This is a genomic window from Acinetobacter terrae, assembly GCF_013004375.1.
GTDB classification, from domain to species: Bacteria; Pseudomonadota; Gammaproteobacteria; order Pseudomonadales; family Moraxellaceae; genus Acinetobacter; species Acinetobacter terrae.
This window is the reverse complement of sequence record NZ_JABERI010000020.1, coordinates 1-15,280: the sequence shown is the minus strand read 5'-3', so window position 1 is coordinate 15,280 and position 15,280 is coordinate 1. Positions and strand designations below refer to the sequence as shown.

Genomic DNA, 15,280 nt, shown 5'->3' with positions numbered 1-15,280 from the left:
TGTAGCAAAGCCACATGTGAGAAAACCTTTATAGAAAATAACTCTACTTAAAGATACGCACTCAGATAAATTTTCAAAAGAATAATAATGAATATAATTCAATATACCACGAAGTTAATTAGTTTTTTTCATGCTTGGTTCTATTCGATGATCTTTTCAACGAAAAGAATCTCGTTACAGGGAAAACATCATGACTATTACTTCTCACATTCTTGACTACCCACGTGTTGGGGCAAAACGTGAACTTAAATTTGCTTCCGAGTCATACTGGAAAGGCGAATCTACCCAAGTCGATTTTTTGACTAAAGCACAAGCGGTTGAAGCAAGCAACTGGAAAGTGAAAGTTGATGCCGGACTTTCATTTGTGACGGTTGGTGACTTTATTTTTTTATGACAGTATTTTGACGCATGCTTTACGTTTAGGCGTGATTCCACCTCGATTTACTTAGGATAAAATGAATCATCTATTAGGAAAAGCGATAATATTGCCCTGTGCTAAAGTCATAAAAACTTAAGGTAGAACCCGAAATCGTAATCTCGAAATAACTTGAATTTCCATAATGATAACCTTCGTATTTTTTTACACCTTTCTTTTTTAAACTGATAAATTCGCTATGACCATAATCATATAAATTAAACTCTCGACCGGTATTTCGCCCCTCAAAAATGACTGATCGCTGATAATCATAAAGTTTAGCTTCATGTTGATTCACATTGCCGCTTATTTGAGGATATGCACTTTCGTTATAATCATAAATATTGGATTTAGTGTTGCCAAATTCCAGCTTGGCCACCACTAAAGCGAGAGCCGCTCTCTGATACTGCTTCATAAATTCTTCCCTTTTATTTTTTTAATTGTCTTGAGTAATAGAAAAAATCATCCTATTTTTCTATTTTAAAACTTATTCAATTTTTTTTATTCAGAAACAACATAACAAATTATTTTTTTAAGTTAAAGTATTACTTTTATAATACCTAAAATTTAACTTTAAATAACTTTTTCACTATCCCTAACTTAGAAATCTAAATACCTTTAGAACTTTGGTCTTAGCCTTGCAGGAATTAAAACTAAACTGACTATGATCTTTTCAATACACTCTATCTAAAGCTCATCAGAAATAAAATAAACAAATATATTTCAATACGCTAAAAATAATCAACCTAACGACATCTGGTTAATATGAATGTTTTTCCTATAGTTCGATCTAAGATAAATATTGTATTTACCTGTCCCTTTATATTTAAGCTCAAATCATTAACAAATGCAGATTTGAGAGAAAAAAATGCCCATAAAACTCATATGTGTCTCGCACACGCCGTTACTGGATTTTGCATCTCCTCCTGCAGAGATTGAAGCAGCTGCACGCGCAACATTTCAAAAACTGGCTGAACAGGTTAAAGCCTATGATCCCACGCTCATTGTGGTCTTTGGTCCAGACCATTTTAATGGCTTCTTTTACGACCTGATGCCAAGTTTCTGTGTCGGTTTACGTGCAACGGCTGCGGGTGACTGGAACTATGGACCTGCACCATTGGACGTTCCAGAAGATAAAGCCCTAGGTTTAATTGAACACTGTTTAGATCACGATATTGATATTTCCTATTCATATCGGATGCAGGCCGATCATGGTTTTACCCAACCACTCGATTTACTTTGTGAAGGTCAGCTTGATCGTTATCCCATTATTCCGGTGTTTATTAATGGTGCTGCTGCCCCTATGCCACGTACCAAACGTGTGATTGAACTGGGTAAAGTGATTGGTGAATATCTTAAAACCTTAGATGAACGCATTTTAATTATTGGATCTGGTGGTTTATCACATGATCCACCGACACCGCAAATTAGCACCGCAGCACCCGAAGTTCAGGAATTCTTAATTGCTGGCCGTAACCCGACAGCAGAAGCACGTGAGCATCGTCAATCCAAAGTCATTGCAGTTGGACAACGCTTGGCTAGTGGTGACTTATCAGTAGCGCTCCCACTGAATCCAGAATGGGATAAAGACTTATTACAGCGCTTTAAAAATGCGGATTTTGATTACTTAGCCAATATGACTAATGATGAAATTCGTCGTGATGGCGGACGTGGTGGTCAGGAAATTCGTGCCTGGATTGCAGCCTTCGCAGCACTTTATGCAAGTGGCGAATATGATTCAGAAGTGCATTATTATGAACCGATTCAGGAATGGATTGCAGGTATGGGCATGATGACTGCTGAACCCAAAGCATAAACATTGATTGAGTCATAAAACATTCATATCACAACAAAGATTTAAATAAAAAGGACATCATTTGATGTCCTTTTTTTGCTCAAAGCATTAAGGCTTATTCAACAAAAAGCAAAGCCAAGCGCACCTGATCATAACCCATACGCGGTGTAGTTGCTTCCACAATTGGACGCAGCTTAATTACACCATCTTCACTAAAATGTTCAGGACTTTGCCGTTTCATTAAGCGTTTATAAATTTTCCGCACTTGTTCAACAACCTCTTCACCCGGATGTGCTACAGAAATATCCAGACCCTGCTCTTTATGCAATTTCGCTAAATGATTGATAATCGTTGCAGGGGTTAAACCACGTTCAACCGCAATATCCTGAATTTCATAACCTTCGACAAAAAGTTCACGCGTTTCATCCAATGTAGCAGTGGCATAATTGGTTTTGCCGCTACTTTTCGTTATTTTCTTTTCATTGCGCTGAATTTCAGTTTCATTCAAGGTACCGCCACAATGACGAATAAAGGCTTTATGTTGCGGTGCTAAATCAATCGACTCAAAGTGATTTTCCGCTTCATCGGACAATTCCTGAAAACGTCGATCGGCTTTAATCGCTAAACTATCCAGTTCCAAAGCTTGTTCATTAATCCCGAGCAGTTTTAAGCCACTTAAAGCTTTTAGACGTGATATTGCAACATAGCCCTGACCTTTCTCAAAAGTGTGGGCCAGATTGATTTCAGCCGCTTCCAGGGTCATGCCTTGAGATTTATGAATGGTAATCGCCCAGGCCAAACGCAGTGGAATTTGTTGAAAACTGGCAATGGTTTTACCGGCATCGTTATCCACCGACCATGTTTCAGGTGTCACAACCAGTACCGTGCCATCGGTGAGTTTTACTTTAGGTAAAATGCCATGATCATCATCTTCTTCAAAACCAATCACTTCGCCCAAACTGCCGTTGATATAACCCATGTCAAAGTTGTTTTTTACAAACATGACTTTGGCATTTTTCTTTAAGGTGAGATTTTCAGGCGCACGCACTGATGACTTTAAAGTTTCAATCAGCTTGTCATTACCATCACATACAGCTTCAAACTGTCGCTCATCCGCTTCAATGGCATTCAGATGCTTAAAGTTGATCGCATCCACATCCATGTTATGGGTATATAAACGGGTAAAGGTTTCACCAATATCCTGCTGGCGGGTTTGTTCTAAAGCCTGTAAATGTTCAGCGGTAATGCTTTGACTACGAATCGCATTTAAAATGTCATTTAAATAATCGTTACCTTGACGATGTTGCTCAGTCAAATAACAGACGCGGAATTTGGCTTCGACCCAAGCATCGGACATAAAGCAGAATTTATCGCGATTGCGTTCGTCATTTTTACCGACTGGCGGTAACTGAAAAAAGTCACCTGCGACAATCACTTGAATGCCACCAAAAGCTTCATCACTTTCTTTAAAATATTTTAAAACCTGATTGACCAAATTCAGCTGCTTGGCATGCAACATTGAAATTTCATCAATAATCAGCACTTGGGCATTTTCTAGATGCTCTTTTAAGTATTTGCGTTCTTTCATGTTTTTCAGGTCAGCATCAGATAAAAAATCCTTAATGCCGATGCCTGCCCAAGTATGAATAGTCATGCCATTCATATGGGTTGCCGCAATACCGGTTGATGCAGTAATCGCCACCGGTACTTTACGGGCTTTTAAATAATTGATGTACTGATTGAGAGTATAGGTTTTCCCTGCACCAGCCGAACCTGTTAAAAAGACATTTTCGCCCGCTTTTAAAAGCTTGAGTGCAGTTTCTTGTTTCATAAGACCTATAACCGTAAATTAACGGCTATAGCCTACCGATTTTTTCCCTAAAAGTTAAGCACAGAAAAAAGTTTAACGACAGCAACTGTCACTTAAACGCGATTAACTGTAAATTTAACCAGGAGATAAATTGCAGAGCGACATTCACAAAAAGATATTCAGCTTTTTGATTATGCGGATATTCCAACTGATCATAGACCAACTGCCCATCTCTTAAATGACAGCCTAGAGTCATATGATGTGTACCTGATTGCAATGCCATATGAAAAGCCACATATTCCCCGTCCATAATACGCTGTGCATAGCTGACTGCTAGGCAATGATGGCATCTTTTAGATTCTTCGATAATTCGGTCTAAATCCGCAAGTTCTTCAAAGCTCCAGCCTGCAAACTGAATCTTTTTCTCAACCATTAGCGGTTGCCATACAGCTTTAGCATAATTTTTCTTTAACTGGGCAATAATTTCCTGTTTCTGGATTTGATCATGCCAATGAATGGCTTGATGAAAAAGCCCCATCCAGGTTGTGCTTTTCAGAACCATTTTATTGTCGCTAAAATAATCGACCAAATAATCTCGCACATAGGAATCAAAAACTGACACTCTGGTATGCTGATCACGTAAATAAAAGATTTGCCGAAATTCATCCAGCTGCATTTTATAGCGCTGTAATACAGGATAAAAATCACGATTTTGATGGGTTTCAGGACGGATATAAAACATTAAGTCTTCAGGTAAAGCCTGGGTTATTTTCTGTAGATGCAACATATAAGCTTGCATCACCCGACTTAAACGTAAATAGATCTTCTTAACGATTTGCTCATTGCCTTTGGCGACATTCCGCATGAGCTCCATCCATTCATCTAAATACAAAATAGAAGGACTAATCGCGATCCGATGATCATCCAGGGCTTGCCGCTGCCCCTTTAACACCACACTATGATTGTTTTCATGCTCAAACAAGGCTTCTTGCATGGCAAAATAGTGACAACTATGAATATACATGCGCGCTGAAGAATGCTGAAAATACTGTAAGGTGGCCAAAATGACTTGTGGGTGAACCCGACTGGTATCTACAAAACTTAAAGCTGTCACAGCAACTCTGACACTGCTGTGTTGAATATGAGTACTTAACCAATCCAGCACCTCACTGGATTGTTTAAATAACCAATTCACTGCACGTGGATAATCAAATAATGGCAGTTTGGCAACTTTCTTTTGCCAAACTGTAGAGGTCGCATGAAGAAAATTATGCTTTGACAATAAATCATCCCGTTGCCAAAGTTCGCGTCGCATTAAACGGACAAAACCTAATAACTGTGTTTTTTCTTGCGCATGACGATATAGCAAATGGATATCATCTTGATGATCGATTAACTCATTTAAATTGAAACGCTCTTCAAATGACAGTGCCATAATGCGATACATGGCGGCAGGTAAAAACTGCGAGGCACTAAAACAAAACTCATCCAGACATTCCATCAAGGGTTGCAGTGGTAAAAACTCATCACCACACACCATTTGAATAGAACAAATCTGTTGCAGCATTTGAACAATAGCTTCAGGTAATGCCGTTTTATGCAGTACATAATCGCTCAGAATTTTCAAGTGATAAATCTCTGCATTCATCATCAGCTGATCAATAATTTCAGCTTCATCTATGCACAGACATTTTAAATAAGCACTGACCCGTTCAGCTCCATTAACCCATACATAAATCTGCTCAAGTAATAATTGTCGTAATTGTTGGGCTTTTTGACGTAAAAAAAGCGAATGTTGCGGCTTTAAATCGCCAGTTAAAAAATATAGATCATGCAGTATAAATTCTTCTAATGCTTCTGCTTTTTGTCCCAAACAAGTAAAATCACACTGCAAGATGCTTTTCAGATCTGAGTCTGGTGCATGAAATTGGAGTTGAAATAAACCATTGGCTATTTTTACAGCATGCCGCTCTTGATCAATATGAAACATATTTTGCGCATTCAGATCACCGACAATACGGAGCTGATCCTGAAAAATTTCATTTAGATTTTTAGAAATTCTGAGTAACTGTTTCGCAACCAATTGATACTGCGGTACTAAACGATCCTGTTCCATACTCGCCTCAAATTAAACAACCATCCTGAGATGAATTTAATAATAGAATGAAGCTACTGTATGCTGACTTGAGAATTTAATCAAACCTGCTCGGCAATTCATCTAGGCTTAACGATTTAATCATCCATTATATAAAATATTCACCGAGCCTACTCAAGCTTTCTCAATTTCACGTTGTTGTTTTAAATGTTCTAATCCGGCATAAATTTGTTGCTGAATCTGATCACGAAAATCTTTTAATTGTTCAGCATTTTCAATATGCATTAAATTTTGTCGTGGCATAAACTGAAAATAAAAGGGTACGCGTTTTGGAATAAGGTTTTTAGGCAAGGATGGAATCACGTCACCATGCCGAAGTAATTTATCCAGTTGAGGTACTTTCAACAGCTTTTGAAACCATTTACTTTCAATAATCTGATTGGCATCAAAACCGAGTTCAAAGACTTCATCGCCACCTAATGCTGCAAATGGAACAATGTCGTAGTTAAATTCCTGCGCCAGTTTTAAGAAACCATAACGCTGTTTCCAGATCAGCTGGTAGGCTTCACCTTTTCTCTTCAAGACTTCCCGACCGCCGCCTGGAAAGACCAGGATCGAATAACCCTGTTGCATCGCTGCACGGATATGTTCTTTATTACCATCGCACCGAATTTTTTAAACAGGGTACGCCAACCCGGCAAATAAAAATGGCCATGATCAGCAATACTGACCACAGCCACTTTATGATAATTAAATAAATAATCAATCAGGATCGGTGAATCAAACACCCCATATAGGGTGTGGTTCCCAACATACATTGCAGGTTTGGATGCATCAATATGTTCAGTACCGAAAAATGTTGGCGTGAAATACAGTTTAGATAGCGTACTTAGGCGTTTAATCCATCTGGCATCATGCTCAACCTGCAATGTATTGTTCCTTATGCAACAACGTGTTTTTGCACCAGAATCGAACCGACTGAATAACCTGCACCGAATGAGCAAAGTACACCGTACTCGCCATCATTCACTTCATGTGCTGTACGATGTAACGCAATGATCACACCTGCAGAAGAAGTATTGGCAAACTCATCCAGAATAATTGGCACAAGCGCGCGATCAGCATCTTTACCGACTACATATTTTAAAATGAGGTCATTCATACTGGCATTGGCTTGGTGCAACCAGAAACGTTTTACGTTGGTTGGTGCGATTTCATTTTTCTCAAGTTGCTTGGTAATGATTTTCGCAACCAGTGGACACACTTCTTTAAAGACTTTACGACCGTCTTGGCGGAACAATTTATCATCTACAACCGCATCTTCACTACGGTTCAAGTAACCGAAGTTGTTGCGAATGTTGTTTGAGAATTGAGTGAATAAATGCGTATCTACAATTTCAAAACCAGTTTTAGTGGTCGTATCTTCAATAATTGATGCTGTTGCAACATCACCAAAAATAAAGTGACAATCACGTGATCGGAAATCGGTATGACCTGAAGTAATTTCAACATTTACCAATAATACACGGCGTGCACCACATTTAATCGCATCAGCCGCTTGCTTTAAGCCGAAGGTTGCAGCAGAACAGGCAACGTTCATGTCATAGGCGTAACCTTCAATACCCAAAGCAGTTTGAATTTCGATTGAAACTGCAGGATAAGCACGCTGAATGTTTGAACATGACAGAATCACCACATCGATATCTTCTGCAGTTACACCGGCATTTTCCATCGCCTGTTTGGCTGCAGTCACGCCCCATTCTGCTTGAATGGAAAGTTCATCGTTGCTGCGTTCACGCAAACGTGGATATAGACGTTTTGGATCTAGGATACCTGACTTTTCAGCAACATAACGACTTTTAACACCGGATGCTTTTTCAATGAATTCTGCATTTGAACCGCGAAGCGCTTCAATTTCACCCGCTGCGATTTTGTCCGCATTGTCGTGGTTAAACTGTTCCACATAAGCATTTAAACTTGCCACTAATTCTTCATTGCTAATGGCTTCTTCTGGATGATAAAGACCAGTACCTGTAATACGAATGCCCATGTAAAACTCCTAATATTCCGCTATGTTAACTGATGCCTAATTGATCCCATACTTTTTGCAATCGGGTTGGAGAAATCGGCATCTTTGTTTTCATTGGCTGTGAGAACAAAGAAATGCGAAATTCTTCAACCATGAAGTACAGTTCTTTCAGGCGAGCGTCATTTTTAAACTTAAATAATTTTTCCATCCATGGGTCAACTTGATCAATGGCAGAATTGTCCCTTTGCAGGTTATTTGGCAAGCGCTCCAAACGCAAGACCAATGCCTTCAAATAACGTGGAAATTCCTGCCAGATGTCCGAAGATTTGACATACACACAGTTGGAAAGATTCATCAAATCAAGCTGATCTTCAATATCATCGATATTTTTACCAAACAGAGAATCGTCTAAAACCAACAATTTCCGACGAATATCCTGCCACTGGATATAAATATCGCTGAGTATTAATAATGCCTCTTGTCCATGAATTAGGAAAGATTTTTTTACATTTAAAATCAAGTTTTGAAACTCTTCAGCATTGACAGGGAGATCATTTATTGTCATCTGCAGTGTGGCATAAACTAACATTTGCTCGAGTTTGGCTTTGTCACCCAGCGGTGAATAGGCTAAAGCCAGCGGTTTAGAAATCTGTTTTTTCAGTTGACGAACCAAGTCACCCAACTGCATATAAACCAGACGAATCACCCCTTCCCGGTGCTGACGAATGGCTTCAGCCTGATCATTAAAGGTTTGAATCACTACCCCAGATTCATCTTTTGCATCCAGCTCTGCAAATGCTTTGGTCGGAACCAAGGCTTGATATTGCTTAACAATCACCCCTGTCACTTTTTGCGATGCTTCAAAAGTAAAATTGTCAGGGAAGGTTTTAAATTCACCTTTAAGTTGCTTCACAGGACTATGTGTTTCAGTACGACAACGCGCTTTAAGTTCAGCCAGATCACGGCCTTTCTCAAGCACCCGACCTTTTTCATCAATGACTTTAATGAACGGCAATAAATACTGATCAACCCGGTCAAAGGAGAAATCTTTTGCAGTGATTTGTTCACCACGTAACTGAAAAGCTAAATAACTGAAAATGTGCTCACGTAAATGTACTGCATCAATGCCATTCATCAGCTTACGCGCAGTATCCGGAATCGGCACCAGGTTACGACGCTTATCTTTAGGCAGTGATTTCAACAACGCTTCAATCAAATCCTGACGCCAGCCCGGAATACCCCATGACCAGATATTTTCGTCAACCTGTGGCAATGCCTGTACCGGAATTTTAACCGTAGCGCCATCTTCATCATGGCTTGGGTCAAAGCGATAACTCGCTGCCAGACGCAAAGAACCGTTGTGCAAGTAATCAGGAAATTGTTGTGTCGTTGGACGATCATTCATCCACAACGCATCATCATCGACAAATAAATAACGTGGATTTTGCGGCTCAACCGTTGCACGCCAGTCTTCAAATGTTCGACGACTCGCCACCTCTTCAGGGACTTTAGACGCATAGAACTGATAGATGGTTTCTTCATCCACCACCAGATCACGGCGACGCAGTTTATCTTCAACACGCTCCACTTCTTCAAGCTTGAGCAAGTTGTGCTTTAAAAATGGCGGCGTGATACCCAAATTACCGGTAGTTAAAGCGTCACGCAGGAAGATTTCATGCGCAGCCGGCTGATCGACCTTTTCATAGTTCATCAAACGCTTCGGTTCAATAATTAAGCCAAACAAAGAAATTTGATCATAACAATTGACGATGCCGGCTTTCTTCGACCAATGTGGCTCAAAATAGTGGTGCTTCAGCAAATCAGGTGCAGCCAGCAAAATCCATTCCGGTTCAATTTTTGCCAAAGTGCGCAAATAAACTTGAGAAGTTTCTACCATCTCAAAAGCCATCACCCAGGATGCACCGGCTTTATGTAAAGTCGATGCTGGGAAAATACGGGCTTTTTGCTGACGCACTGCCATATAGACATTTTTTTCATCGGTTTTATTGGCAATAAACGAAAGCAAACCGGTCAATAAAGCCCGATGCAGGTTTTCATAACTGGCTTTTTTATCATTAAAGGAAAGCTTTAAGCCTTGAGCCAGTTCAGAGAGTTGCTCATGGGTTTTCTTCCATTCACGCAAACGTAACCAGCTTAAAAAGTGTTGGCGAGCAAAATCACGACGTTTTTTTTCATTCATCGAATCACGGTTATTCTGCAAGGTTTCCCATAACTTGATGTAGAACAAAAAGTCAGAATCACCTTCTTTAAATAACGCATGCTTCTGATCGGCTTGGGTTTGTTTATCTGCCGGACGTTCACGCGGATCTTGTACCGCCAGCGCTGCAACAATAATCAGGACTTCATTCAGCACACCAAAATGTGCACCGCCTAAAATCATGCGTGCCAAACGTGGGTCAATCGGCATCTTCGCCATTTGCTGACCGATTTTGGTTAAGCCGCCATGTGTCCCACCTTTATTAAAAGCGGAAGAAGTTGAATCTTGCTTTTCAGCTTCAGCTTTAGGAGAACTTTTTTCATTCATCGCCCCAAGCTCAATAAGCAGCTTGCGACCATCATTCACCAAGCGATGATCTGGCGGTTCAATAAAATCGAAACTTTCCAACTCGCCCAGATTCAGGCTTTGCATCTGCAAAATTACAGATGCCAGATTGGTACGCTTGATTTCAGGTTCGGTAAATTCAGGACGACTCTGGAAATCATCTTCTGAATACAGTCGGATACACACACCCGGTGCAATACGACCACAGCGACCTTTACGCTGATTCGCTGCGGCTTGCGACACTGCTTCAATCGGTAAACGCTGTACACGAGAACGGTAGCTATAACGTGAAATACGGGCAAAACCACTGTCAATTACATAGCGAATATTGGGCACGGTTAAGGCAGTTTCAGCCACGTTGGTGGCAATGATAATGCGTCGCCCACTGCCACCCGGATTAAAAATCCTTTGTTGTTCCGCTAAAGCCAAGCGCGCATATAACGGTAAAATTTCGGTATGCCGTGGACCATGCTTTTGCAAGGTTTCTTGCAATTCGCGAATTTCCTGTTCGGTACTGGCAAAAATCAGGATATCCGCATGTTCAGGATGACCTTTTTCCTGCGCATCCTGAAAACATTCATTGACCGCTTGCACCACTGCACGTGGCAGGTTCTCTTCAAAGTCATCAAATTCATCGTCATCACTCCCGCCAATCGTCATTTCTGAAATCGGGCGATAACGCAGCTCTACAGGGAAACTACGCCCTTCAACTTCAAAAATCGGGGCATCGAAAAAGTAACTGCTAAAACGGTTTACATCCAAAGTTGCTGAAGTAATGATGACCTTTAAATCACGACGCTTAGGCAAAAGCTGTTTTAAATAGCCCATGATAAAGTCGATATTGAGTGAACGCTCATGCGCTTCATCGATAATAATGGTGTCGTATTTGGTGAGGAATCGGTCATTGGTCAATTCTGCCAGCAAAATACCATCCGTCATTAAACGGACAATTGAATCTTGCGAACCTTGTTCATTAAAACGGATTTTAAAACCGATTGATTCACCTAGTTTTTCACCGACTTCTTCAGCAATACGTTGCGATACGCTACGTGCAGCAAGTCGTCGTGGTTGGGTATGACCAATCATGCCGGTTAAACCACGTCCGGCTAGCATGGCAATTTGTGGTAACTGTGTCGTTTTACCCGAACCGGTTTCCCCTGCCACAATAATCACTTGATGCTGTTGAATTGCTTCAATCAACTTATCTTTATATTGGGTAACCGGCAGGTCTTGATTCAGTTTGATATTGGGGACACGGGACAGGCGTTCACGCACTTTATGATTCGATTTTTCAAATAATTCTTGATATTGTGCCTCACTGGCATCTTTACCTTTGCGTAGTCGATTTAAACGATGACGGTCACGTGCCATGACCCATTGATCTACATTTAAATGACTTAACACAGGTAATTTATCCCAAAACAAAAAATTGAACTGAATATTTTACGCTGTAACGCCGCAGAGAGAAAGACAAGCAAATATTTATTCATGGCGTTTGATGTAAAGAATATTCAAAAGCATAGAAAATAGATCGCCAACCACACTAAAATCCGCCATATATAACAACAGTTACACTATTCACCCTCTTTAATGATGTTCACATACTTCTTCTTATCTTCTTATCACCATTTACTCAGCCTAAAAATGATTCGAGCTTCAAAAAGAAATTTAATTTAAAAAAATTTTACCCTTGAATTTTAGTCCCTGAACCTTCATCTTCTTAGGCAAGCTGAAAAACTGATATTTTGTCATTCAGTCTTCTTTTTTATGTAGCTGAATAGATGAAAGAATCAGATTTGGTGGAATTGTAGGCTTTATATTAGTTAATTCGGTTTTTCCGATTTCAATAATGTAAAAATACTGTTTCAGCAATAACAAAAAATTCGCTATCCTTTTGGAAATCAATTACAAACCTCAATCATGGAGACAATGATGAGCTTAATTAATACAGAAGTTAAACCATTTAAAGCAACTGCATTCCAAAATGGTCAATTTATCGAAGTAACTGAAGCTGATCTTAAAGGCAAATGGTCTGTAGTATTTTTCTACCCAGCTGACTTCACTTTTGTTTGCCCAACTGAATTGGGTGACCTTGCAGACAACTATGCTGAATTCCAAAAATTAGGCGTTGAAATCTATTCAGTTTCTACTGACACTCACTTCACTCACAAAGCTTGGCATGATTCTTCTGAAGAAATCAAAAAAATCCAATACGTAATGGTGGGTGATGCGAACTGGACACTTGCTAAAAACTTCGACGTATTAATCGAAGCTAACGGTCTTGCTGACCGTGGTACTTTCGTTATCGATCCTGAAGGTAAAATCCAAATCGTTGAAATCAACGCTGGTGGTGTTGGCCGTGATGCTCAAGAACTTCTTCGTAAAGTTAAAGCAGCTCAATACGTTCACACTCACCCAGGTGAAGTTTGCCCAGCTAAATGGAAAGAAGGCGATGCTACTTTAGCTCCTTCAATCGACCTAGTGGGTAAAATCTAATTTCTATTAGATTGAACTGATTCAAAAAACCACGCTTTTTAGCGTGGTTTTTTATGGTCTATATAAAACTTTAAATATTCAATTTTTCAGCTAAATTAAAATCATGATGATATAAATTCCAAGCAGGACTGATGTTGATCTAACAGCATTCTTTTTATGATAAATATTACAATTCTGCTATACATGCCCTGATCTTTTTATCTTAAGTTCAAACTATGCAGTCAATGTAGTGCTGCTTTATATCCCTACAAAATGAGGGGCGCTTATGGGAACAATGCTTGTCGTCACTTCTTACAAATACAATGCATCTTCACGCTATTTGAAAATTTTTTATAACAACGGATCAGGCGAGCTATATCACCCGGTTCCTGAATTTATCTATAATAATTTATTGCGCTGTAATGATAAAACCGCTTTTGTACAAAAATACTTAGAATACGATGTGCACTTTACCCGTATTTCAATTCAATAACGTAAATCAGATACGATAAATCAGGGTCATTTCCCTGATTTATTATGCTCAGCCTAACAATAAAATGATGACTTTTTTTATTTATATTATTTATAGCAAATCATAAACAAACCCGCGCCTATAGACAGGGTCATGGTGATAAAACGCCCATCATTTTTGACCAGTTCAATAAAGCTTTTCACTTCTGCCGCATGAGAGATGACATTATCGACAATTAAAACACCGCCTTGCGGATGAATCATATTTTTCAGATAAGCCCAATACCCAACATAGGCATCGCGCTCGGCATCTAACAAGATAAAATTATATTGATCGGTACTCTTTTCAAGAAATTTTTGCGCATCCCCCACCCAGAAATCAATGACATCATCCAATGCCAACTCTTGAGCATATTGTTGAGCTTGAGTGGTACGCGATTGATCTATTTCCAGGGTGGTCACATGTCCTTGCGTATTTTGCGCGGCATTCGCCAGCCATAAAGTCGAATAGCCTGTAGACGTTCCAATTTCCAAAATTGTTTTCGATTGCTGGATACGAATTTGCATCGCTAAAAATAATGCAGAATCAGGCTCAATATTTCGATAACGCTGAATACGTTCATGTTGTAATGCATCAAATTTGATAAAACTTTGATACAACTCTTGCATGCGTTGTTGGAATGTCAAACTCATGCTCATGGCAGATGTCCCTATCTTCGGCGGTTATTCTGAGTCTAGCTTATCTATAACAAAAATCTATGCTTATGAAGTTTCTTGAATCAATTTAAATCGAGGAACGACTTGGCCATCTGCTAGAGTGACCGTTTTCTGAAACATCTCTAAAGGACGCACCCACATCGAATAATCACCATATAAACACTGGTATACCACTAGCTTTTCACGCGTTTCACTATGTGTTGCCACATGAAACACCTGATATAAATTGCCTTTATAATGTTGATAAATTCCAGATTTAAGATCCATTACTTCTTACCTATGAAAAATTTTCCCTCATCATAATCAAAATTTCTATTGATCATGACATAAACCTGATTCTTTCTATGAAATATTCAATAAATACTTGAATATTCACATTAAACCCTTATCTTTAATATCGAAAGATAAATCACGTAGATAAACATATAATCTATTTATCCGATTATTTACATTAAAATGAATTGTTTTACCTGTTTATTCATTTATCCTAATATAGCCTTATTCAATAAGCATTTACTCCCCTGGAGACCTTAGCCATGTTAGACCAAAATACTTCAGCGCAACTTAAAACTTTACTGGAACGTCTGGAAAGCCCGATTGAACTGGTGGCATCCCTCGATGCTTCTGACAAATCGGACAAGATCAAGGAACTGGTGACTGAGGTTGCTGCGCTGTCGGATCAGGTAACAGCCCGTTTTGATGGCACTAACAAACGCACCCCAAGCTTCGGGATTGCCAAAGCCGGTGAGCAACCACGGGTGAACTTTGCCGGTCTGCCGATGGGGCATGAATTTACCTCCTTGATCCTGGCCTTGCTGCAAGTGTCGGGTTATGCACCGAAAGTCTCGGATGAAGTGCTGGCACAAATCAAGGGCTTGAATTTGACCTCTGACTTTGACGTATTCGTATC

General features: G+C 39.7%; 11 protein-coding genes and 2 pseudogenes. 5 read left to right on the top strand and 8 right to left on the bottom strand.

Annotation, left to right across the window (positions count from 1 at the left end; all coding sequences use genetic code 11):
- Nucleotides 1-190: 190 nt before the first annotated feature.
- A complete protein-coding gene (locus HLH14_RS08920; RefSeq protein ID WP_067725983.1) occupies nucleotides 191-394 on the top strand; it encodes a hypothetical protein in 204 nt (67 codons plus the stop codon).
- A gap of 73 nt (nucleotides 395-467) precedes the next feature.
- Here the strand turns inward: HLH14_RS08920 and HLH14_RS08915 are convergent, their stop codons facing one another.
- A complete protein-coding gene (locus tag HLH14_RS08915) occupies nucleotides 468-830 on the bottom strand; it encodes a hypothetical protein (protein ID WP_067725981.1) in 363 nt (120 codons plus the stop codon).
- A 453-nt stretch (nucleotides 831-1,283) separates the two neighbouring features.
- Between HLH14_RS08915 and HLH14_RS08910 the strand changes: the two genes are divergently transcribed.
- Nucleotides 1,284-2,231 (top strand): 3-carboxyethylcatechol 2,3-dioxygenase, encoded by a 948-nt coding sequence (locus tag HLH14_RS08910; protein WP_067725979.1) that lies wholly within the window; start codon nucleotides 1,284-1,286, stop codon nucleotides 2,229-2,231.
- 94 nt (nucleotides 2,232-2,325) lie between these two features.
- Here the strand turns inward: HLH14_RS08910 and HLH14_RS08905 are convergent, their stop codons facing one another.
- The 5 genes and pseudogenes from HLH14_RS08905 to hrpA form a co-directional block, all read right to left on the bottom strand.
- Nucleotides 2,326-4,041 carry an AAA family ATPase gene (locus tag HLH14_RS08905; protein ID WP_067725977.1) on the bottom strand — a complete coding sequence of 572 codons (1,716 nt, stop codon included), beginning with the start codon at nucleotides 4,039-4,041 and terminating at the stop codon, nucleotides 2,326-2,328.
- Nucleotides 4,042-4,129: 88 nt separating this feature from the next.
- Nucleotides 4,130-6,136, bottom strand: coding sequence for a hypothetical protein (locus HLH14_RS08900; protein ID WP_067725975.1), 2,007 nt, complete (start codon nucleotides 6,134-6,136; stop codon nucleotides 4,130-4,132).
- A gap of 153 nt (nucleotides 6,137-6,289) precedes the next feature.
- Nucleotides 6,290-7,044 (bottom strand): annotated as a pseudogene (locus HLH14_RS08895) (lysophospholipid acyltransferase family protein).
- Nucleotides 7,045-7,055: 11 nt separating this feature from the next.
- Nucleotides 7,056-8,165: a beta-ketoacyl-ACP synthase III gene (locus HLH14_RS08890; RefSeq protein WP_067725973.1), complete on the bottom strand. Its 1,110-nt coding sequence runs from the start codon at nucleotides 8,163-8,165 to the stop codon at nucleotides 7,056-7,058.
- A gap of 25 nt (nucleotides 8,166-8,190) precedes the next feature.
- Entirely contained in the window at nucleotides 8,191-12,078 is a 3,888-nt protein-coding gene (gene hrpA / locus HLH14_RS08885; RefSeq protein WP_214645738.1) for an ATP-dependent RNA helicase HrpA, read from the bottom strand.
- Nucleotides 12,079-12,639: 561 nt separating this feature from the next.
- Here hrpA and ahpC point away from each other — a divergent pair.
- Complete coding sequence (gene ahpC, locus HLH14_RS08880) at nucleotides 12,640-13,203, top strand: alkyl hydroperoxide reductase subunit C (RefSeq protein WP_067725969.1); 564 nt, start codon at nucleotides 12,640-12,642, stop codon at nucleotides 13,201-13,203.
- 265 nt (nucleotides 13,204-13,468) lie between these two features.
- Nucleotides 13,469-13,675 (top strand): KTSC domain-containing protein, encoded by a 207-nt coding sequence (locus tag HLH14_RS08875; protein ID WP_067725967.1) that lies wholly within the window; start codon nucleotides 13,469-13,471, stop codon nucleotides 13,673-13,675.
- Between the two features lie 86 nt (nucleotides 13,676-13,761).
- On the opposite strand, the gene HLH14_RS08870 is transcribed toward HLH14_RS08875, so the two are convergent.
- The gene (locus HLH14_RS08870; protein ID WP_067725965.1) at nucleotides 13,762-14,352 is read right to left on the bottom strand and encodes an O-methyltransferase; all 591 of its coding nucleotides are present in this window, start codon (nucleotides 14,350-14,352) and stop codon (nucleotides 13,762-13,764) included.
- Between the two features lie 63 nt (nucleotides 14,353-14,415).
- Nucleotides 14,416-14,637, bottom strand: coding sequence for a DUF1653 domain-containing protein (locus HLH14_RS08865; RefSeq protein ID WP_067725963.1), 222 nt, complete (start codon nucleotides 14,635-14,637; stop codon nucleotides 14,416-14,418).
- Nucleotides 14,638-14,906: 269 nt separating this feature from the next.
- Here HLH14_RS08865 and HLH14_RS08860 point away from each other — a divergent pair.
- Nucleotides 14,907-15,280: pseudogene (locus HLH14_RS08860) on the top strand (alkyl hydroperoxide reductase subunit F); the annotation flags it as partial.